The organism is Natronobacterium haloterrestre (assembly GCF_900112205.1).
Lineage (GTDB): Archaea > Halobacteriota > Halobacteria > Halobacteriales > Natrialbaceae > Natronobacterium > Natronobacterium haloterrestre.
Map to the genome: position 1 here is coordinate 286,741 of NZ_FOKW01000004.1, position 20,893 is coordinate 307,633.

The 20,893-nt window shown below is 66.1% G+C and carries 20 protein-coding genes; 18 read left to right on the forward strand and 2 right to left on the reverse strand.

Features of this window, described 5'->3' with window-relative positions:
* Positions 1-208 precede the first annotated feature (208 nt).
* From acs to BM113_RS10375, 4 genes are all read left to right on the forward strand, one after another.
* Positions 209-2,185 (forward strand): acetate--CoA ligase, encoded by a 1,977-nt coding sequence (acs, locus tag BM113_RS10360; RefSeq protein ID WP_089787725.1) that lies wholly within the window; start codon positions 209-211, stop codon positions 2,183-2,185.
* A gap of 70 nt (positions 2,186-2,255) precedes the next feature.
* On the forward strand, positions 2,256-2,693 hold the full coding sequence (locus tag BM113_RS10365; protein ID WP_177209145.1) for a DUF4212 domain-containing protein: 438 nt from the start codon (positions 2,256-2,258) through the stop codon (positions 2,691-2,693).
* Positions 2,690-4,402 (forward strand): VC_2705 family sodium/solute symporter, encoded by a 1,713-nt coding sequence (locus tag BM113_RS10370; protein WP_177209146.1) that lies wholly within the window; start codon positions 2,690-2,692, stop codon positions 4,400-4,402. The genes BM113_RS10365 and BM113_RS10370 overlap by 4 nt, the downstream gene beginning before the upstream one ends.
* 3 nt (positions 4,403-4,405) lie before the next feature.
* Positions 4,406-4,864 (forward strand): universal stress protein, encoded by a 459-nt coding sequence (locus tag BM113_RS10375; RefSeq protein WP_089787730.1) that lies wholly within the window; start codon positions 4,406-4,408, stop codon positions 4,862-4,864.
* 39 nt (positions 4,865-4,903) lie between these two features.
* On the opposite strand, the gene BM113_RS10380 is transcribed toward BM113_RS10375, so the two are convergent.
* Positions 4,904-5,131 (reverse strand): DUF8119 family protein, encoded by a 228-nt coding sequence (locus BM113_RS10380; protein ID WP_007140711.1) that lies wholly within the window; start codon positions 5,129-5,131, stop codon positions 4,904-4,906.
* Positions 5,132-5,264: 133 nt separating this feature from the next.
* On the opposite strand from BM113_RS10380, the gene BM113_RS10385 reads away from it, so the two are divergent.
* From BM113_RS10385 to BM113_RS10405, 5 genes are all read left to right on the forward strand, one after another.
* The gene (locus tag BM113_RS10385; protein WP_089787732.1) at positions 5,265-5,840 is read left to right on the forward strand and encodes a tRNA (cytidine(56)-2'-O)-methyltransferase; all 576 of its coding nucleotides are present in this window, start codon (positions 5,265-5,267) and stop codon (positions 5,838-5,840) included.
* 92 nt (positions 5,841-5,932) lie between these two features.
* The gene (locus BM113_RS10390; protein WP_089787734.1) at positions 5,933-6,187 is read left to right on the forward strand and encodes an amphi-Trp domain-containing protein; all 255 of its coding nucleotides are present in this window, start codon (positions 5,933-5,935) and stop codon (positions 6,185-6,187) included.
* A 205-nt stretch (positions 6,188-6,392) separates the two neighbouring features.
* A complete protein-coding gene (tfe, locus tag BM113_RS10395; RefSeq protein WP_089787736.1) occupies positions 6,393-6,926 on the forward strand; it encodes a transcription factor E in 534 nt (177 codons plus the stop codon).
* Positions 6,926-7,597, forward strand: coding sequence for a DUF2110 family protein (locus tag BM113_RS10400; protein WP_007140707.1), 672 nt, complete (start codon positions 6,926-6,928; stop codon positions 7,595-7,597). The genes tfe and BM113_RS10400 overlap by 1 nt, the downstream gene beginning before the upstream one ends.
* Positions 7,598-7,618: 21 nt before the next feature.
* Complete coding sequence (locus tag BM113_RS10405) at positions 7,619-8,386, forward strand: DUF5803 family protein (protein WP_089787738.1); 768 nt, start codon at positions 7,619-7,621, stop codon at positions 8,384-8,386.
* Between the two features lie 118 nt (positions 8,387-8,504).
* Here BM113_RS10405 and BM113_RS10410 read toward each other — a convergent pair whose 3' ends face one another.
* Positions 8,505-9,023: a chemotaxis protein CheW gene (locus tag BM113_RS10410; protein WP_007140705.1), complete on the reverse strand. Its 519-nt coding sequence runs from the start codon at positions 9,021-9,023 to the stop codon at positions 8,505-8,507.
* 161 nt (positions 9,024-9,184) lie between these two features.
* On the opposite strand from BM113_RS10410, the gene BM113_RS10415 reads away from it, so the two are divergent.
* The 9 genes from BM113_RS10415 to BM113_RS10455 all read left to right on the forward strand — a co-directional run bounded on the left by BM113_RS10415 (position 9,185) and on the right by BM113_RS10455 (position 20,887).
* Positions 9,185-9,985, forward strand: a complete 801-nt coding sequence (locus BM113_RS10415; protein ID WP_089787740.1) for a chemotaxis protein CheW — start codon at positions 9,185-9,187, stop codon at positions 9,983-9,985.
* Positions 9,986-10,206: 221 nt separating this feature from the next.
* The gene (gene cheY / locus BM113_RS10420) at positions 10,207-10,569 is read left to right on the forward strand and encodes a chemotaxis protein CheY (RefSeq protein ID WP_006671731.1); all 363 of its coding nucleotides are present in this window, start codon (positions 10,207-10,209) and stop codon (positions 10,567-10,569) included.
* Entirely contained in the window at positions 10,566-11,831 is a 1,266-nt protein-coding gene (cheB, locus tag BM113_RS10425) for a chemotaxis-specific protein-glutamate methyltransferase CheB (protein WP_089787742.1), read from the forward strand. The genes cheY and cheB overlap by 4 nt, the downstream gene beginning before the upstream one ends.
* A complete protein-coding gene (locus BM113_RS10430) occupies positions 11,828-16,087 on the forward strand; it encodes an ATP-binding protein (RefSeq protein WP_089787744.1) in 4,260 nt (1,419 codons plus the stop codon). The genes cheB and BM113_RS10430 overlap by 4 nt, the downstream gene beginning before the upstream one ends.
* 124 nt (positions 16,088-16,211) lie before the next feature.
* Positions 16,212-16,844: a chemotaxis protein CheC gene (locus BM113_RS10435; protein WP_007140700.1), complete on the forward strand. Its 633-nt coding sequence runs from the start codon at positions 16,212-16,214 to the stop codon at positions 16,842-16,844.
* Positions 16,841-18,097, forward strand: a complete 1,257-nt coding sequence (locus BM113_RS10440; RefSeq protein WP_089787746.1) for a chemotaxis protein CheC — start codon at positions 16,841-16,843, stop codon at positions 18,095-18,097. Before BM113_RS10435 ends, BM113_RS10440 begins: the two co-directional genes overlap by 4 nt.
* On the forward strand, positions 18,094-18,615 hold the full coding sequence (locus BM113_RS10445; protein WP_089787748.1) for a chemotaxis protein CheD: 522 nt from the start codon (positions 18,094-18,096) through the stop codon (positions 18,613-18,615). The genes BM113_RS10440 and BM113_RS10445 overlap by 4 nt, the downstream gene beginning before the upstream one ends.
* Positions 18,612-19,430, forward strand: coding sequence for a CheR family methyltransferase (locus tag BM113_RS10450; RefSeq protein ID WP_089787750.1), 819 nt, complete (start codon positions 18,612-18,614; stop codon positions 19,428-19,430). The genes BM113_RS10445 and BM113_RS10450 overlap by 4 nt, the downstream gene beginning before the upstream one ends.
* 155 nt (positions 19,431-19,585) lie before the next feature.
* Positions 19,586-20,887 carry a hypothetical protein gene (locus BM113_RS10455; protein ID WP_089787752.1) on the forward strand — a complete coding sequence of 434 codons (1,302 nt, stop codon included), beginning with the start codon at positions 19,586-19,588 and terminating at the stop codon, positions 20,885-20,887.
* Positions 20,888-20,893: the final 6 nt, after the last annotated feature.

Genomic DNA, 20,893 nt, shown 5'->3' on the forward strand with positions numbered 1-20,893 from the left:
GGACGGATCGAACCGCCCCCCGCTCGAGACCCGTTCCGACCGTTCGATCGCGCGTTCGGGGATCGGTCGGGCGCGATGACCGGCGACTGTTCGGATTATTTCGATATACAATAGTGGAAATATTCGGATACCCGTCGGTTCGGCGACCCCATTTGGTACAACTAGAGGCCGCCTTTACTATGGTCCTTGCAGATTGGTTGTGTGTATCATGTCACAGGAGGATGCCAGTCTCGAGGCACGGCTCGAGGAGCAAGAGACGTTCGAACCTCCCGAGTCGTTCGTCGAGCAGGCGAACGTCTCCGATCCGGGGATCTACGAGGAGTTCGAGGAGAACTGGCCCGAGTCGTGGGAGCGGGCAGCGGAGTTCCTCGACTGGGACGAGCCCTACGACGAGGTATTGGACGAGTCCGACGCGCCGACCTACCAGTGGTTCACCGGCGGGGAACTGAACGCGTCGTACAACTGTCTCGACAGGCACGTCGAGAACGGTGCGAAGAACCGGGCCGCGATCAAGTGGGAGGGCGAACTCGGCGAGACGCGGACCTACACCTACGGCGACCTCCTCAACGAGGTCAACGAGTTCGCCGCGGCGCTGCGGGACCTCGGCGTCGAGGAGGACGACGTCGTCACGATGTACATGCCGATGGTCCCGGAGCTCCCGATCGCGATGCTGGCCTGTGCCCGCATCGGCGCGCCACACAGCGTCGTCTTCGCGGGCTTCTCCGCGGACGCGCTCGCGACCCGGATGAACGACGCCGACAGCGAGTACCTGATCACCTGTGACGGCTACTACCGGCGCGGGGACGCGCTCGACCACATCTCGAAGACCAACGAGGGTCTCGAGGACGTCGAGCACGGGACCGAGACCGTCGTCGTCGACCGGCTGGGCGACGACCTCGATCACTCCCTTTCCGAGAGCCAGCACGACTACGACGAACTGGTCGAGGCTCACGCCGGAGAGACGGTCGACCCCGTCTCCCGGGACGCCGAGGACATGCTGTTCCTGATGTACACGTCGGGGACCACCGGCAAGCCGAAAGGCGTCAAGCACACGACCGGCGGCTACCTCTCGTACGTGACCTGGACGAGCCACGCGGTGCTCGACCTCGAGCCGGAAGACACCTACTGGTGTTCGGCGGACATCGGCTGGATCACGGGCCACTCCTACATCCTCTACGGGCCGCTGGCCCTGGGGACGACGACGGTGATGTACGAGGGGACGCCCGACTACCCGGACAAGGATCGCTTCTGGGAGATCGTCGAGAAAAACCGCGTCGACGTCTTCTACACCGCGCCGACGGCGATCCGCGCGTTCATGAAGTGGGGCAAGGAGTACCCCGAGCGCCACGACCTCTCGTCGCTGCGGCTGCTGGGGACCGTCGGGGAGCCGATCAACCCGCGGGCCTGGAAGTGGTACTACAAGCACATCGGCGGCGAGGAGTGCCCGATCGTCGACACCTGGTGGCAGACCGAGACCGGCGGCCACATGATCACGACGCTGCCGGGCATCAACGAGATGAAACCCGGCTCCGCCGGCCCCGGCCTGCCGGGGATCGATGCCCAGATCGTCGACGGGGCCGGCGAGGAGGTCAACGCCGGCGAGGCCGGCTACCTGACCGTCCAGAAGCCCTGGCCCGGGATGCTCCGGACGCTCTACCGGAACGACGAACGATTCGTCTCCGAGTACTGGGAGGAGTACTCCGACCCCGAGGCCGACGAGTGGGTCTACTTCCCCGAGGACGGCGCGAAGATCGACGACGACGGCTACATCACCGTCCTCGGCCGCGTCGACGACGTGATCAACGTCTCCGGCCATCGGCTGGGGACCATGGAGATCGAATCCGCCGTCGTCGGCGTCGAAGGGATCGCCGAGGCCGCGGTCGTCGGCGGCGACCACGAGGTCAAAGGCGAGGCCGTCTACGTCTACGCGATCCCCGAAGACGGCTACGGCGGCCAGGAGGACGAACTCGAGGAACGAGCCATCGAGTCGGTGGAGGACTCGATCGGCCCGATCGCACGGCCCGAGGAAGTGGTTTTCACGCCAGAACTGCCCAAGACGCGGTCGGGCAAGATCATGCGCCGACTGCTCGAGGACATCGCCAGCGGCAACGAACTCGGGAACACCTCGACGCTGCGTAACCCCGATATCGTCGATCAGATCGCCGACCAAGTCGAGACCGACTAACCGACCACAGCTTCGGTCTTCGGTTTTCCGCGAATCGACCGGAACCGGAACCGAGACTACGCGAAAGAATATGAGAGATAATAACACTCAAGATTCGGACGACGAACTCGAAACGGACGGTGGGGTGGCCGGCGGACACGGACAGGCCCATCGAAACACCGACTACCTCAACCAGGAGGTCAACCTGCTCAAGCCCAGCACCCCGTTCATGCGCGACCACCTGCGGGTGGTCTGGACTGGCTTCGTGATCTGGGTCGTGGCCGTCTTCGGGCCGGTGACGCTGACGTACCTGGCGACGGACGTGATGACGACCCAGATGCCGGTGCTCGGCTTCCCGTGGCACTACTTCCTGGTCGCGTTCGGCGCGCCGACCAGCGCCTTGCTCCTGTCGGTGTGGTACTCGCGCAAGCGGGACGCGCTCGACGAGAAGTACGGTATCGATCATACGACCCCCGAAGGAACCGAACACGGCGGGGCGACGGCCGCCGACGGAGGTGTTGACGAATGACTGGGACCGGGATGCCGGAGCTCACGGCCCTGCCCTTACAGGAGAGTTTGCTCCCTGAATCGCTGGACATCTCGTTCAAGGTGGTTCCGGCCGTCCTCGTGCTGGGGATGCTGGCGCTGTTCCTCGCGATCGGGTTCGTCTTCCGCGTGGCGGACACCGAAGACATGTGGGTCGCCGGCCGCTCGATCGGGAACGTCGAGAACGGCATGGCCATCGGCGCCAACTGGATGTCCGCCGCGTCCTACCTCGGGATGGCGGCATCGATCGCACTGGCCGGCTTCTACGGGCTGGTGTTCGTCGTCGGCTGGACGACTGGATACTTCATCCTGCTCATCTTCCTGGCGGCCCAGTTGCGCCGGTTCGGGAAGTACACCGCACCGGACTTCGTCGGCGACCGATTCAACTCCGACGGCGCCCGCGCGATCGCCGCGGTGACGACGTTCCTCATCGGGTTCGTCTACGCCATCGGCCAGGCGAAGGGCATGGCGCTCGTCGGTCTGTACGTCTTCGGTGACTTCGGGTTCCTGCTGCCCGGACTCGACGGCTACCAGGTGATGGTCATCTTCATGATGGCGATCACCGTCGGCTACCTGACCCTCTCCGGAATGCTGGGCGCGACGAAGAACCAGGCGGTCCAGTACACCATCCTCATCGTGGCGTTCCTGGCCGGCCTGTTCGTCGTCGGCTACACGAACGGCTACTCCACGGTGCTGCCGCAACTCGAGTACGGCATGCTGATCGACGACCTCGGCAGCGAGTTCTCCGAACCGTTCGTCACCTCGAGTTACTACCTGTGGATCGCGACGACGTTCTCGCTGATCGTCGGGACCTGCGGACTGCCCCACGTGCTGGTGCGGTTCTACACGGTCGAGAGCGAGCGGACAGCCCGCTGGTCGACCGTCTGGGGGCTGTTCTTCATCTGTCTCCTGTACTGGAGCGCGCCGGCGTTCGCGGCGTTCGGGACCGACCTCTACACCACGAACGTCCGCCCGACGTACGGTGATCCCGGCATGGCGAGTGCGGCAAGCGAGGTCATCGTCGTGTTGGCCGCCCAGCTATCGAACCTGCCCGAGTGGTTCGTCGGCATCGTCGCCGCGGGCGGGATCGCCGCGGCCATCGCGACGGTCGCCGGACTGTTCATCGCCGGCTCGTCGGCGATCAGCCACGACATCTACACGAACATCATCAACGAGGACGCGACCCAGCGTCAGCAGATCCTCGTCGGTCGCCTCTCGATCGTCGCGCTGGGCGTGCTGACCACGCTCGCGGCGCTCGACCCCGCCTCCTCGATCGCCGCACTGGTCGGCTACGCGTTCGCACTGGCCGGCTCCGTGCTGTTCCCGATGTTCTTCATCGGGATGTGGTGGGAGAACGCCAACCGCCAGGGTGCCCTCGCGGGCATGACCACCGGGCTGGTCCTCTGGTCCATCCCGATGATCAACGAGATCGTTCCGACGTACGTCTCCTCGCTCGAGGCGCCGCTGTCGGCGGGTCTGGCCCAGTGGATGCCGGCGATCGGATCGGCACTCATCAGCCTGCCGATCGTCTTTGCGGTCACGATCATCGTCTCGCTGGTGACGGACGACCCGCCGGCCGAAACCAAGCGTATCGTTCGCCAGTGTCACAGCCCCGAACCGATGGGCCAGCAACAGACCGCGGAAGACGTCGTCGCCGACGGGGGCGAAAGCCAGACCCCCGCGGATGACTGATCCATGTACGAGAAAATCCTCATTCCGACCGACGGAAGCGATACGGCAGCCGGTGCCGTCGACCACGGCATCGATCTCGCCGAGAAGTACGACGCCGAGGTTCACGCCCTGTACGTGGTCGATACCGACTCGATGAGTATCACCCTGGGTGGCGAACAACTCGATCGCATCGAACAGGGGCAGTTCGACGAGATGGACGAGGTCCGGGAACGGGCCGAAAGCGCCACCGGATACGTCGCGGACCGGGCCCGGGAACGTGACATTCCGGCCGTCGAGCACATCTCGGCGGGACGCCCGCACTCGCTGATCGGCGATTACGTCGAGGACAACGGCATCGACCTCGTCGTCATGGGCTCACACGGCCGTTCGGGCATCACGCGGGCGCTGCTCGGCAGCGTCACCGAACGAACGCTCCGGTCGACGCACGTGCCGATCCTGGTCGTCGACGCACAAGCGGAGTAGGCGGTCGCCGACCGCACCGATTTTTCGCCGAGCCGGGCGTTACCGGCTCGAGCGCTGCCGGCTGGTCGCGAGTTCGAAGTTCCAGACGAACCCGAAATACGCCACGACGCCGGCGAACATGCACGCGTAGTACGCCCACGTCGGTCCGTCGACGAACGTGAAAAGCACCTCGACCATCGTCACCCAGACGACCGCGAACGCGAGGTCCGCCAGGATCCCCCAGCGTTCCTCCCGTGCCGTCGCGAGTCGTTCACGGATGTCGCTCATCGATCGCTCACCCGTCGGTTCGCCGGTTCGACGCCGACTAGCTCCATCGTGCGAACGTTTCGCAGGCAGTGGAAAAAGCCTATCGGGAGTCCCGAAGCGAAACCCCCTAACCGACCCCGCTCCGAGGTCCGCTATGCACGACGACGAACCCGAGGTCGCCGTCCTGCGGCTCGGCCACCGCCCCGGCCGGGACGATCGGATGACGACCCACGTCGGACTGACGGCCCGCGCGCTCGGGGCCGACCGCGTGTGGTTCCCCGACAACGCCGGCCAGTCGCTCGAGACCGTCGCGGACATCACCGATCGGTTCGGCGGCCCCTTCGAGGCCGAACTCACCGACTCCCCGAAGGCGCTGCTCCGCGAGTGGGACGGCCGCGTCGTTCACCTCACGATGTACGGCGAACGCGTCCAGGACGTCGAGGGCGAGATCCGACGCGCCCACCGTGACGACGGCGAACAGCTCCTGATCGTCGTCGGCTCCGAGAAAGTGCCGTTCGACGTCTACGAGCTGGCCGACTGGAACGTCGGCGTCACGAACCAACCTCACTCGGAGGTCGCGGGTCTCGCCGTCTTCCTCGACCGGCTGTTCGAGGGTGAGGAACTCGAGGCCGAGTGGGAGGACGCAGACCGCCGGGTCGTCCCGATGGAGACCGGGAAGCGAGTCGAGTCCCCCGACGAAACGGGGACGGACGCGACCGACGATCGGTAACTGACGGGGCCGACTCGAGGCACGAACAGGACAGTCGCGAGGCCTGCCACTTCGCGGCCAACCTATTTGACCGCGTTCGTGGCAATGCGCCTGTGAGCGAAACCACCAGCTACGAGGAAGAGGTCCCACGCGAAGAGGCGGCCGACCTGCTACAGGCGCTCGCCCGCGAGGTCCGCGGCGACAGCGGGGACATCGCGGAGGTACAGGTCGGCAACAAAACCCTGACGCTCCGTCCCGGTGCGACGGTCGAGTACGGTATCGAGATCGAGGAACGCTCGCCCATGCTCGGCGGTGACCGCGAGGAGATCACGGTTACCCTCGGCTGGGAAGCCAGCGAGGGGGAGTAACCGGTTCGCGTCGCGAACTCGAGTCGTCCGTCGCCGGTCGTCCGTCGGCGGTCGTCCATCGCCGGTCGTCCGTCGCCGGTCGTCCGTCGCCGGTCGTCCGTCGCCGGTCGTCCGTCGCCGGTCGTCCGTCGCCGGTCGTCCGCAGCCAGGGACGTCCGGAGGCAGTTGACAAGACTTAATGGCCGGATGGCGTTATACGTAGGTAATGGCTTTTGAGGACCTGCTCGAGGATCCGGTCGTCCAGAAGTACTTACACGAGCTGGTCGGTCCCAAGGGGATGCCCGTCGCGGCGGCGCCGCCGGACGGGGAAGTGACCGACGAGGAACTCGCCGAGGAGCTCGATCTCGAGCTGAACGACGTGCGCCGGGCGCTGTTTATCCTGTACGAGAACGACCTCGCCAGCTACCGACGGCTGCGCGACGAGGACTCCGGCTGGCTCACCTACCTCTGGACCTTCGAGTACGACAACATCCCGGAGAACCTCGAGGAAGAGATGTACCGGCTCCACGACGCCCTGGAGGAGCGCCGGGAGTACGAGCGCAACCACGAATTCTACCTCTGTGAGATCTGTTCGATCCGGTTCGAGTTCGGCGAGGCGATGGACTACGGGTTCGAGTGTCCCGAGTGTGGCTCGCCGGTCGAATCGATGGACAACGATCGACTGATCAACGCGATGCACGACCGGATCGAGGCGCTCGAGGACGAACTCAACATCGAGAAAACGGACGCGGAAGCCTGATGGTCGTACTTGCAACCAAACTCTACGTCGACGGCGACGCCCGCGAGCGGGCGCTGGATTCCCTGCGGTCGCTCGTGGACAACGAGATCGGCGAACTGGCCGTCGAGTACGAACTCGGCGTCCGCCACGACGACTTCCCCTCGGTCACGATCGAGGGCGACGACGCCACCGTCGCACGCAACGTCCTCCGCGAGGAGTTCGGTGAGATCGTCCCCGATCTCGAGGACGGCGAGACCCACGTCGGCACGCTCGAATCGTGGGACGAGGAGGGGATCGCCCTCGACGCCGGAACGGCGGTCCGGATCCCGACCGACGAACTCGGGCTCGGGCCCGGTTCACCGACGCAACTGCGCGAGCGGTACGGGCTGGTCCAGCACATGCCCCTGCGGTTCGTCTACGACGCCGACGGCGCGTCGCGACTGGCCGACGAGGAGCGGGACCGCCTCTACGACTGGACCCGCGGCAACGGCCGCCTCAACGTCAACAGCGCCACCCGAGCGGAGGTTCGCGCGACGCTGAACCGCGCCGGTCACGCCCAGGACTACGTCACGGTCGAACGGCTGGGCCTCCTCGAGCAGAGCGTGATCTGTACCGAAGATACCGACCCGCCGGGGCTGCTGGCCAGCGTCGGCGAGTACCTCCCGGCGGAACTGCGCTGTGTCGTTCCCTGATCCCGGTAGATCTAGATACGTATGAATCGACGCCTCCTTCTCGCCGTCGTCGCGGTCGCACTGCTTGTCGGCTTCGCCGGCTGTTCGACGATCTTCGGCGGCATCTCCGACGAAGAACTCGATCGAGAGGTCGAGTACGACGACCTGCGCGACAGCGACGCGGACGTCGCCATCGAGATCGAAGACGCCGGTCTGATCACCAACGGCGAGTTCCGCGCGGTGTACGACCTCAACGGCACCGAGGAACTGTCGCTGTACCGCTCGTCGTTCTACCGCGACGAGGCGCTGGACGTCTACGGGGTCCGGTACTACCACCCGAACGGGACGGAAATGACGGGCTCGGAACTCGAGGTCGATCAGAGCCGCTCGAGCACCGAGATCACCGTCCCCGACGGGAACGGGACGCTCGCGTTCTCGGGGAGCGCCGGGAGCCGGACGTTCCGGCTGCCGGCCTTCGTCGAGGGATCCTACGAAGTGACCCTCCCCGAGGGGTACCGGACGTCGAACTTCCTGTTCGGCGACGTCAACCCGGGCGGCTACGAACGGGAGATCGTCGACGATCGGGAGCGACTGGTCTGGGATCAGGTCGATAGCACGATCTCGCTGCGGTTCTACCTGACCCGGGACATCACGCTGTTTACCGGCCTGATCGGGATCGTCGTGGTGCTCGGAACCCTCGGTATCGGCTATTACTACCTGCAGGTCAAGCAACTGCGGGAGCAACGCGAGGAGATGGGGCTAGACGTCGAGCTCGAGGACGATTCGGACGACGGGCCGGGGCTACTGTAGGGGGCGCGACTGGGCTCGATAGTCGGTTCCCGGCTGCCGGTTTTCTTCCGTTTCCGTCCCCTTTCACGCTCGTTTTCGGAACCGACGACGAGTCAGGGGACCGCTCCGTCACCGTCGATCAGCCGTGGATCGCCCGCTCGTCGAGCAGGATCGCGCCGCCGTCCTCGAGGGTGAACCGGCCCTCGACGTGGCTGGTGGCGACCCGCGGCGGTTCGAGGGCGTCGCGCTCGATCGTCCTGGTCCTGCCGACGCGATCGACGAGCCACCCGTAGTAGGCGCCGTCGCCGTCCGTCACTCCGAGAACGAGCAACGTCGGCTCCGCCGGCTGGGGGCGGTCGCTGGACCCGGCTCCGACGCCGGTGAAGATCCGCGCCAGGTCGACGATCCGGACGCGTTCGCCGTCGACGGTGATCGTACCCGCGTTCCACGGCTCCGGAGCACTCATTACGGGTTCGGGGTCGGACACGCCGAGCACGGTCGCGATAGCGTCCGTCCGGACGCAGTAGCGGTCATCGGCGAGGCCGAACGTGAGGACCCGGAGCGGACCGGCGTCGCGGTTCGAACCGTGACTCGAGTTCGCGTCCGGGTGCCGGTCGTCGTCAGGGACCGGATCGTCGACGTCGGAGGGCGGGGTCATTCTCCCGCAGCTACTCAGTTAGCGAAAATAAGGGTTGGGGACGCCGGAGCGTCCGTTCGCTGGGGTTCGATAGCCGATCACCGCCCCGTCGACGGCCGGGACGAACCGGCCGAGCGCGGTGAACGTTTTTATCGCTGGACTGGGATACCCGAACGAAACCAATGGCGGAGCTACCCGACAAACTCCTCGGCATCGATATCGACGGGAGCGACGGCTCCCGTTCGGGACGAACCCGCAGCGCGGACGATCCCGGCCAGGACGCGGAGGAACGGATCCGCGTCGTCCTGTTCCGGGTCGGCGACCACCGGTTCGCGGTGCCGGTCGACGACGTTCGGACGACGACCGAACTCCAGGAAGACGTGACGCCGGTTCCGCGAGCCGCCGACGTCATCGAGGGCGTCGTCGACCTCCGCGGGGAGGTTACGGCGGTACTCGACCCGTCGGTTCACTTCCCGCCGGCCCGGGTCGATCCCGACAGCGACCAACTGCTCGTCTTCGAACGCCCCGCCGACCTGCAGGCCGCGGCGATCCGCGTCGACGACGTCCTCCGCGTCGAACCGGTCCCGGAGTCGAAAGTCCACGACGAAGAGAGCATCGCGGACTCCCCGTTCGACGGGGACGCACTCGAGCACCCGCTCGTCGCAGCGCTGCTCGAGCGTGAACGACGGCCGACGCGGCGGCTCGAGGACCCGGTCGTCACTCCCGAGCCGGTCGACGGGGCGGGCGAGGCCGGAAGCGATCCCGAACGCGAACGGACCGGATCCGGGGCGGACGCGAGCGACCCCGCCGTGGAGTCGTTCGACCTCGAGGAGGACGATGGGGCCGCCGACGTATCCGCGACGGGAGCGACGGCCGATCGGGTTATCGTCGAGGGAACCCCGTTGATCGACGTGGAGGACTTCCTGGCGGCGTCCGGGCAGCGCGGCGATGCGCAACCGGCCCTCGAGACTGACCGAGCATAGCGACTCGAGGTCGGGAGTCAGCGTCGGCGGTCCGACGACAAGACGGCCGCGGCTCGCGAGGGAGCCCCGGATGCCCCGTCGAATACACCGTGTGTATAACCGTTCGTGGTACCCCCGCTTTCCCCGGTCGTCGACCCGGTATCTGTGCCTTATCACGATTGATAATCGAGAGACAGCATTTATGGTAATCGTATTTCTATCAGAATTTGGTGTACTACTGAATGTCGACAGGGGTGCTCATCGTGGACGACTCACATTTTATGCGGAATCTACTGCGACAGATCCTCGAGGAGGATTACCGCATTCTCGGCGAGGCGTCCAACGGTGCCGAAGCGGTCAAACTGTACAAGGAACACGAACCCGACATCGTAATGATGGACATCGTGATGCCGAAGTGTAACGGCATCAAGGCGACGGCCGCCATCAAGAAGATCGACCCGGACGCCCGGGTGATCATGTGTACGAGCGTCGGACAACGCGAAAAGATGAAACTGGCCGTCAAGGCCGGCGCGGACGGCTACGTCACGAAGCCGTTCGAGGAACCGAGCGTCAGAAAGGCGCTTACGGACGTCGTCGCGGCATGACGCGCGCACTCGTTGTCGACGACTCGCAGTTCATGCGAACAGTCATCGGCAACGCGCTCGCCGACGCCGGCTACGACGTCGAAACGGCCGCGAACGGACGCGAGGCCCTCGAGACGGTCGACGGGTTCGAACCGGACGTCGTCACGATGGACGTGAAGATGCCCGAGATGGACGGCATCGAGGCCGTCGAACGGATCATGACGACGGATCCGGTGCCGATCCTCATGCTGAGTGCCTACACCGAGGAGGGCGCGGAGGCGACCTTCGACGCACTCGAGAGCGGTGCGGTCGATTTCCTCCGAAAACCCGACGGATCGGGGTCGCGGAACATCGGCCATCTCGCGAGCGAGGTCATCGAGAAGGTGACCGAACTCGCAAACGCCGACGTCTCGTCGCTGGCGGTGGCCCGAACGGCGGCGGCGGCGAACGCGACCGCCGCCGTCCGTGCCGATCGGGCGGCCGCGTCGGGACCCGACTCCGGCGGATCGGTCGCCGCCCGGAGCGACGCTGGCCCCGGTGACGGCCCCTCGAAAGCGGAATCGGCCGGACCGCAGTCCCGATCGAACTGGCGGCCCGATCCCGATTCGTCCGACTCGAGCGCCGACCGCGCACCCGTCACGGTCGACGGTCGGCCCGAGGACGGAGACGCACCGACGATCGTCGTCGGGGCCTCGACCGGCGGCCCCAGGATCGTCGAACGGTTGTTCGAACGACTGCCGGCCGCCCTCGAGGCATCCGTCCTCGTCGTCCAGCACATGCCAGCGGCGTTTACCGGGCGGTTTGCCGATCGACTGGACGCCGCAGGCGAGTACGCGGTCCGCGAGGCGACTGACGGCGACCGCGTCGGGCCCGGCGAGGCCGTCGTCGCGCCCGGCGACGCCCACCTCGAGGTGACCGGCGACGTCGGTCGATCGATCGGGCTGTCTCTCACCGATGACGACCACGTCCACGGCGTTCGCCCGTCGATCGACGTCACCATGCAGAGCGTGGCCGATCGCGTCTCGAGACCACTCTGCGGCGTCGTCCTCTCCGGGATGGGACAGGACGGCGCGGCGGGAATCGAAGCGCTCGACGCCGCCGGCGGGTATACGATCGCACAGGACGAGACGACGAGTCCCGTCTTCGGCATCCCCTGTCAGGCGATCAAAACCGGCTGCATCGACGAGATCGCGCCGGCCGACGAGATCGTCGACGGGATCGTCGACGCTTGCACCGTCGACGCCGTCGACGCCGTCGACGAGAATACCGGAGGTGACCCATGACCGAGTACTGGCCCGACTTCGTCCGGGAGAGCGAGGAACGCATCACCGAGTTGAACAACGCCCTGCTGACCCTCGAGCGCCACCCCGACGACGAGGAAGCGATGGAGAACATCTTCCGGGTCGCCCACACGCTCAAGGGTAACTGCGGCGCGGCCGGCCTCGAGCGCGCGAGCGACCTCGCCCACGCCATCGAGGACGTCCTCGACGCGGTTCGGTCGGGCGATCTCGAGGTCTCGCCGGAGCTGATGGACGCGATCTTCGACGCCGTCGACGAACTCGAGACGATGGTCCGGGAGGTCGACCGCCACGGCGAAATCGAGACCGATCCGTCGGAGCGGATCGACGCCCTGCGGGACCACCTCGACGGCCCGGCCGGGCTCAGATCCCCCACCGAGGCCGAGATCGACGACGTGGTCGCGGACCTCGCGCGGCCGGCCAACGACGATCACGAGGCCTACCTCGCGCGGCTCTCGATCGCCGACACCGGCGAGGGCGTCAACGACGGGATGCTCGTCGTCGAGGCGCTGATCGACGCGTTCGAGCTGATCGGCACCGAACCGTCCCGCGAGACGATCGCGGCCGGTGACTACGGCGAGCTGATCGACGCCGTCTTCGCCAGCCCCGTCAGCGAATCCGCCATCGCCTCCGGCCTCGAGCCGGTCGAGGAGGTGGCGGACTTCGAGATCATCCGCGTAACGGATCGGATCGGTTCCGGGTCGACGTCGGGCGAAACGACCGCCGCAAGCGCGGCCGAAGACGATCCGTTCGCCGACCTCGAGCCCGGTACCGCGCCCAGCGCGGATCTCTCGCCCGACGAAGCACAGGAACTCGAGGTCGACGAACTGCTCGACGAGTTCAACGAGTTCGACGACCTGGACGAACTGGTCGAGGACGTCGAGGAGGACGACGATCTGGAGGCCTTCGAGGAGATGGGCGAGGCCGGATCGTTCGACGACCTCCTCGAGGACGTCGAGGCCGAGACGGAGGCAGACGCCGCCGACGCCGCCGACGCCGGGACCGCCCCTGAACCGGCCGACGAACCGCAGTCGGCCGCCGACGGGACCGATACCGACGACGCGGCGACCGGAGCCGACGAGGATGCGGCCGACGAGCCGACGACGGCCCCGGCGGACGACGAAGTCGAGGACGCGAGTGCCGTCTTCGAGGAACTCAAAGACGAGGTCGAGATGGTCGGCTTCGACGAACTCCAGGACGAACTCGAGGAACTCGAGTTCGACGAGTTCGACTCCGACGAGGAGGTCGGCATGGACGAACTGCTCGGCGACGAAGTCGACGAGGGCTCGCCGGCCGACGATCCGTTCCTCGAGAGCGACGACAGCGAGGGGTCGTCGACCGCCGCCGATCTCGAAGCGGACACGGATGTAGACGAGGGGGAGGGAGAGTCGGGGACAAAGGCGGAGGCGGAACTGGAACCAGAAACGGAGCCGGAATCCCCGACTCCCGAACCCGCTGCAGAGACCGGTTCCGAGGCCGTCGCGGGAACCGACACCGACACCGCAGCCGAAGCCTCGAACGACGCCGAACCGATACCGGCCGAAACCGAAACTGCCCCCGACTCGGCGGGAACAGCCGGGGACGAGCAGGAAGACGCGGCCGGCGAACTCGAGGACCCGAGCGTCGGCAGCGGACCGTTCCCGGGCGTTGCACCGGACGCCGAAAGCGAGGCTGCAGAACGTCCATCCCCGGAGAGTGTGGACGACGGGTCCGAACCCGAACCTGAATCCGAACTCGAGCCCGTAAACGCGGACAGTGACCGCGAGGCGGACGCGAGCGATGGGGAGCCAGACGCCGACGGAATCACCGCGGACGTTAGCGAAGACGAAGCCGCCGCTGCGACCGAAGGCGACGAGCCGGTCGAAGCGGACCCCGCGTGGGCTGCGACCGAGGACGAGATCGTCGACTTCGGCGACGAACCGGAAGCCGACGCTGCCGAGGAAATCGACGAACCAGGCACAGAAGATCTGGAGGCCAACCTCGAGGACGCGACCGAAGGGGAAGTCGGTCCAGCCGAAGTGGAGTCCGACCTCGAGGACGCGGCCGACGACGATGTCGATAACGACGATCTCGCGGACCCCGACACGGAATTCGAGTCCGAGGAACCGGATCCCGTGGAGGCCGACATCGATTTCGAACCAGAGTTCGGCGACGACGGGTTCGACGACGCCTTCGGCGCGGACGCGGACGCGGATGCGGATGCGGACGCCGACTTCGAGAGCGAAACGACGTTGGACACCGGGGCCGACGAACCGGAACCCGAACCGGCGGAGTTCACTGGTACAGACCTCGAGCACACCGACGGGTTCGACGACACGGAGTCCGAATTCAGCGTCGAGACGAGTTTCGATGCCGACGAGTTCGGTAACGACGGCGTCGCCGAGAGCGACGTCGACGACGCGACGCCGGTCGATGCGGGTACTGTGGACGAACCCGAGAACGACGAGGGCGACGACGAGGACGAGGAGGGCGAGACCGGTGGGTTCCAGTTCGAAGCGACGGTCGAGTCGGCGGAACCGACCGACGATACCGACTCCTCGGACGCCACCCCCGTCGACGAGTCGATTGACGAAACGCTCGAGGCGGGCGACGGAACCGACGATACCGACTCCTCGGACGCCACCCCCGTCGACGAGTCGATTGACGAAACGCTCGAGGCGGGCGACGGAACCGACGTTATCGACGAGATCGACCTCGACGACTCCGGGATCGACTCGGACGTGGACGTGAGCGTCGACTCCGCCGGGGAGTTCGATGCGTCGGGCATCGACGACGAGGGCCCGGGAATCGAACCGGGGGTCGACAGCGGCTTCGGCGACATCGAAGCCGGACCCGACGCCCGGACGGAGGGGGTCGATCTCGAACGCGATGCCGAGCCCGAACGCGTCATCGAGGAACCGGACCTCGAGATTCCGGATCTCACCGTGCCGGAACCGGCCAGTCGAGACGAGCCCGCCGACCGGACCGAGGAGATCCAGTCGGTCCGGGTGGACGTGGACAGGATCGACGAACTCCGGACGCTCGTCGAGGGGCTGGTGACGACCCGTATTCGGCTCCGGCATGCGGCCGACGCCGGGGAGGACATCTCGGAGATCGAGCCCGAACTCGACGACCTGACCGATCTGACGACCGACCTCCAGGAGACCGTGATGGACGTCCGACTCGTCCCCCTCGAGACGGTCGTCAACCGGCTCCCCCGGATCGTCCGGGACATCGCCCGGGAACAGGAGAAAGACGTCGCCTTCGAACTCTCCGGCGAGGGTGTCGAACTCGATCGGAGTATCCTCGACCGGATCCGCGATCCACTGATCCACCTCGTTCGAAACGCCGTCGATCACGGGATCGAACCACCGGAAAAACGGGAAGCTGCCGGCAAACCCCGTGAGGGGTCGGTCGAAGTCACCGCATCGCGGTCCCGGGGCCGGGCGACGATCACGGTGTCCGACGACGGTGCGGGGCTGGATCCCGACCGGCTCCGTTCGGAAGCCATCGACGCCGGCATCCTCGAGGAGGACGCGGCCGAGGAGTTGAGCGACGACGAGGTTTACGACCTCGCGTTCCACCCCGGATTCACGACGGCCGACTCGGTGACCGACGTCAGCGGCCGCGGCGTCGGGATGGACGTCGTCAAGCGAACCGTCGAAGACCTCGACGGCACCGTCGAGATCGAGAGCCAGCCCGGCAAAGGGACGACGGTCACGATGACCCTTCCGGTGTCGATCGCCATCGAGGACGTCCTGTTCCTCGAGGTCGGGGACGCCGAGTTCGGCATCCCGACCAAGGTGGTCCAGGACGTCGAGTCGACGGCGATGGTACAGGCCGTCGACGGCGAGCCGGCGATCGTCGACGGCAACGAGGAGTACCGGGTCGTCGAACTCGGATCCGAACTCGGATTCGACGTCGAGCACGAACTCGAGGTCGACGAGGGAATCGGTGCCGAGGCGGCCGTCGCGTCCGATGGCGCGTCCGGCGGGGACGTCGGAGCGACCGCCGTCGGTGCCGGGGCCGGAACGGGGACCGAACCCGCCGTCGGCTCCGAACCGACCGGCGACCGGGGAATGATCGTCCGGATCCGCGACGACGTTCGGCCCATCGCCCTTCACTGCGACCGGGTCCGAGACCAGCAGGAGGTCGTCGTCAAGCCGTTCGAAGGGTTCATGGGCGGCATCCCTGGGCTCAGTGGGGCGACTGTACGGGGGCGGGGACAGGTGGTCAACATCCTCGACGTAACGACGCTATGAGACGGAACACACAGCCAGACGGAGGCGTTCAGCCGTATCGACGCCCGCACCGACAGTTACAGTCACGGTCATACCGACACCGACACCCACACCCACACCGACACCCACGGAAACGGAGGAACACATGACGATGAAAGTCGATATCCGCAAGCTGAGTTTTATAAACGAGATGGCGAAAGTCGGGACGAACGGCGTCGCCGACAACATGAGCAAGCTGACCGGCGAGGACGCGCAGATGGAGGTGACGAAGACGAACTTCATCGACGTCGAGGACCTCGAGGGACAACTCGACGACGGCAAGCGCGTCGGCGTCCGAGTTCGGCTCCACGACCCGCCCCACGGTCACATCCTCATCCTCTTCCCCGAGACGAGCGCCAAGAAGATCACGGCGATCATGCTCGACGACGTCGTCGACGACATGTCCGACGTCTCCGGCAAGATGGCCCGAAGCGCCGTCGAGGAGATGGGGACGATGATGGCAAGCGGCTTCATCGACGGCTGGGCCGACGTCCTCGGACGCGTGATCGACATCGCCGCGCCCCAACTCGTCTACGCGCCCGGCGGCGAGATCGTCAGCCGGACCGCGGGACTGGGCGGCGACGATCTCGCCCTGTTCTTCGACTCGGACCTGACGGTTCCGAGCTACCAGATCGAGGCCGAGATCTACGCGTTCCCCGACCTCGAGACGTTCGTCGAAATGGTCAACGCTATGGACGTCCCCTCGAAGAGTTCGACGCCCACCTCCCACTCGTCATGAAACTCGACGTTAACGCGCTCGGAACGTTCTACCGGATGGCTCGGGAAGGCGCCGGGTTGGCCGCGGGTCGACTGACTCACATGACCGACGTCGAAACGCGGGTCGGCGTGACGAAGCTCAACTTCATGCGCGGCCGGGAGATCCGCCGCGACTTCGAGGACCCGACCGAGAAAGTCGGCGTCCGTGTCGAACTCGGCGGTGCGATCGAGGGCTATTCCATCGTCGTCTTCGACCGAGAGAACGCGCTTCGCATCGTCGAGACGATCGTCTCCGAGTCCGATGCCGAGGAGTTCGACGAGATGAGCCGCAGCGCCGTCACGGAAGTCGGGCACATCATGAACAGCGGCTTCATCGACGGCTGGGCCGACGTGTTAGAGACCGTCATCGACGTTTCCACCCCCGAGTTCGTCGAGGGCGCGTCGGCGGACGTCTTCTTCAACGACCTCGAGGAAGCGCCGGACGACGACGACCTCGCCTTGCTCTTCCAGAGCCACATCGAGGCCGTCGACACCGAGGTGGGCTTCAGCCACTACCTGTTCCCCGAGCGGGAGTCGATGTCTCAGGTCCTCGAACAGCTTCGCGACAGCGGCGGCATCGAGTACGACAAACTCGAGGGGTTCGACCGGATGGCCGAACGCGGCGCGGAGGAGGTCGCAAACACCGCGACGACGCTGACCGGGATCGACACGAGCGTCGAGATCCGCCGGCTCAACTTCGTCTCGCTCGAGGCGATCCCGGAGGAGGTCCCCGACGAGCGGCTGGTCGGCGTCGCCTTCGAGTTCGACGGGGTGCCAAGCGGCTATCTCCTGTTCCTGTTCGACGAGGAATCCGCCAGGGAAATCGTCGACGCGATGGTCCCGATGGCGACCGGCGACGGCGACGCGGACGAGGGCCCCGAGAGCTTCGACGAGATGGGGACGAGCGCGATCAAGGAACTCGGCAACATCATGGCAAGCGGGTTCCTCGACGGCTGGGCGAACGTCCTCGACACGACGATCGACCACTCGACGCCGGAGTTCGTCCACGACATCGGCACCGCCGCAGTCGACCCCGTGATCGTCCAACTCGGCGAAAACCAGGAGTTCGCGTTCGTGTTCGATACCCTCATCACGGCCGACGGGAAGGAGTTCGACTGCGAAGTGTACGCGATCCCGGACGAGGCCGACCTCGAGCGGGCATTGAACGACTTAGACGTCGGCCGGATCGAGGACGCACCGACGACCGCCGACTTCCAGGAAGTCGATAACGCATGAAGACGTACGGAACAGAACCAGGCGCGCCAACGCCGGTCCAGGTCGGTATCTCCGAGCTGGCTGTGAGCGACGGCGACGAGACGCTCAGGTCGTACGGTCTCGGCTCCTGTCTCGCGATCGCCCTCTACGACCCCGACAGCGAGATCGGCGGGCTCGCCCACGCGATGTTACCCGACGGTGACGCGGCCGAAAACAGCGATCGAAAGCCCGGCAAGTACGCCGACACCGCGATCCGGGCCTTGCTGCGGCGGATGGTCGAAAAAGGAGCGAGTTATACGTCCGTCGAGGCAAAGATCGCAGGAGGAAGTGATATGTTCGAATTCGACAGTTTCGGGGACGGGGTCGGTCAGCGCAACGTCGTTGCGGCACGCGACGAACTCGAGAAACTCGGCGTGCCACTGGTCGCCGAGGACGTCGGCGGCGATCGGGGGCGAACCGTCGAGTTCACGCCTGGCTCGGGGACGCTCCTCGTGAAGATCTCCGAGTCGGACGGAACCACCGGAGTGACGGAGCTATGAGCGACGACGCGTTCGACGACCTGCTTTCGTTCGTCGAGGACGAACTGCAGTTCGCGACCAGCCACTACAACGACAGCTACCTCGACCGGCGGGTCTCCTCCCGGATGCGCCGAACCCAGAGCGACGACTACGCCGACTACCTGCGGACGCTGCGATCGGATCCCGACGAGCAGGAGGCGTTGCTCGAGGCGATGAGTATCAACGTCACCGGCTTCTTCCGGAACCCCGACGTCTGGTCGGGAATTCGGGAGGTGCTCCGGACACTGTCGGCCGACGCCGACGGACGGACCGATACCGTCGATGTCTGGAGCGCCGCCTGCGCCGACGGCCGCGAACCCTACTCGCTGTCGATGCTCGCTCACGACGATCGGCGGATCGACGAGTCGGCGATCGAGATCCTGGGAACCGACATCAGCGAACCGGCCCTCGAGACGGCCGAGGAGGGCGTCTACGAGGAGTCACGGACGGTCGACATGGACGACCAACTCTCCTTTCTGGACGATTACTCGCGATACGTCGACCGAGACGGCCGCACCTACCGGATCGGCGACGACGTCAAGGAGATCGTGAATTTCGAACGCCACGACCTGATCAACGACGATCCCAAATCCGGGTTCGACCTGGTCGTCTGCCGGAACCTCTTCATCTACATCGACAACGAGTACAAACGATCGATGCTCGAGGTGATCGCCGAATCGCTCCGCCCCGAAGGGTACCTCGTCATCGGCAAGGCCGAGACGATTCCGCCCAACCTCAAATCCGCCTTCTCGGTCCACGACGCCCGACTGCGGATCTACCAGCGCGACGACGAGTAACGTCGGCCTCGTTCGGTACGGATTCCGATGCCTCCTCCCGCCTGCCGCCTCCCGTCGCGTTCTCGCGATCCCATGTCACGGGACCCGATAGCGACGATCGCATCTTCCCTGCCCGTTCGGATACGCTTACGTAGCCGGGTTCGAATGCTGGTGGTATGACCGATTCCGGTTCCGGACCCGGCCCTGGAACGGACCCCGGAACGAACGACGGTTCCGATCCCGACATCGGCGACCTCCCGGCCTACGTCGCACGCTCGCGTGCACTTCTCGAGTCCTCGACGCCGACGACCCAACGGGAGACCCGTACCTGGCTCGTCGAACCGTTCCTCGAGACGCTTGGGTGGGATACCACGGCCGATTCGGAGACCCGGAGGACGGATCGATCGATCGGCGGTATCCGCCTCGAGTACGTACTCTCCATCGGCGACGTTCCAGCCGTTTTCGTCGCCGTGGAGGCCGCCGACGAGACCCTCGACGAAACCCGAGCAGCGGCGCTCGAGCGAGCCATGGATCGATCCGGCGTCGATCGGGCGCTCTATACGAACGGTCGGGAGTTCCTCCTGCTTGCCGGCGGTGATGGTGGAACCGAACGCCTGGGCTGTCGACTCCCCTCACTGGTCGAGCGCGAGTCCGCGCTCGAACACTACGCCCGTCCCGTCGTCGCCAGACGGCTCGAGCGCCACGCCCGTCCCTTCGTGGCGAGACGGCTCGTCCTCGAGCGGGAGTCGCTGGCCGAAGCGATCACCGACGAGTTAACGGAGACGGTACCAGGCGGTGAAACCCACGCCGGCGAGTTCGCGTCGGCGGCCGAGGAGTTCCTCGACGGCTTGATCGACGCGTTCGCCGGCTCCGGTTCCGTCGAAACCCTGGACGCCGACAACAGCGAGGATGAGAAGAACGGGCTCACGCTCGAGTTCAGCGACGACGGTTACGGACACGAGAGTCCGGCAAGACCGGAACCGGAGGACCACAGAGACCGAGACGGAGGGAGCGACGAGAACCGCGACGAAACGCGGTCGGGAGAGGACGCCGACGACGTCGACGGAACAGAACCGGAACCCGGGACGAACGATCTCTCGCGCGAGGAGGACCCGAAGGACTCCGACGATGGGGCCGAGGACGGCGAGTACGTCGTCCGGTTTTTCAACGACCGCGGATCGATCGGTGCTATCGGGCACTCGAGTTCCGACCGCGCCCTCGTCGCCGCCACGGAGTACCTCTTCGAGCGGGGACTTTCCGGGGTGTCAGTCCCCTGGAGTCCGGAGGAGGGATCCGAATCGACGGTTCTGAACGACGACCCCGTTCGCGCCGACGGCACGCCGATGGCCGAACCGCAGGAACTCTCGAACGGCCTCTACCTCGAGACCGGGGGTGATACCGAAACCCACGCCGAACTGGTAGAGCGCTTGACCGCTCGAGCGGGTTTGCGGGCGATGGTGACGGGCGACTGGGAGTAACACGGC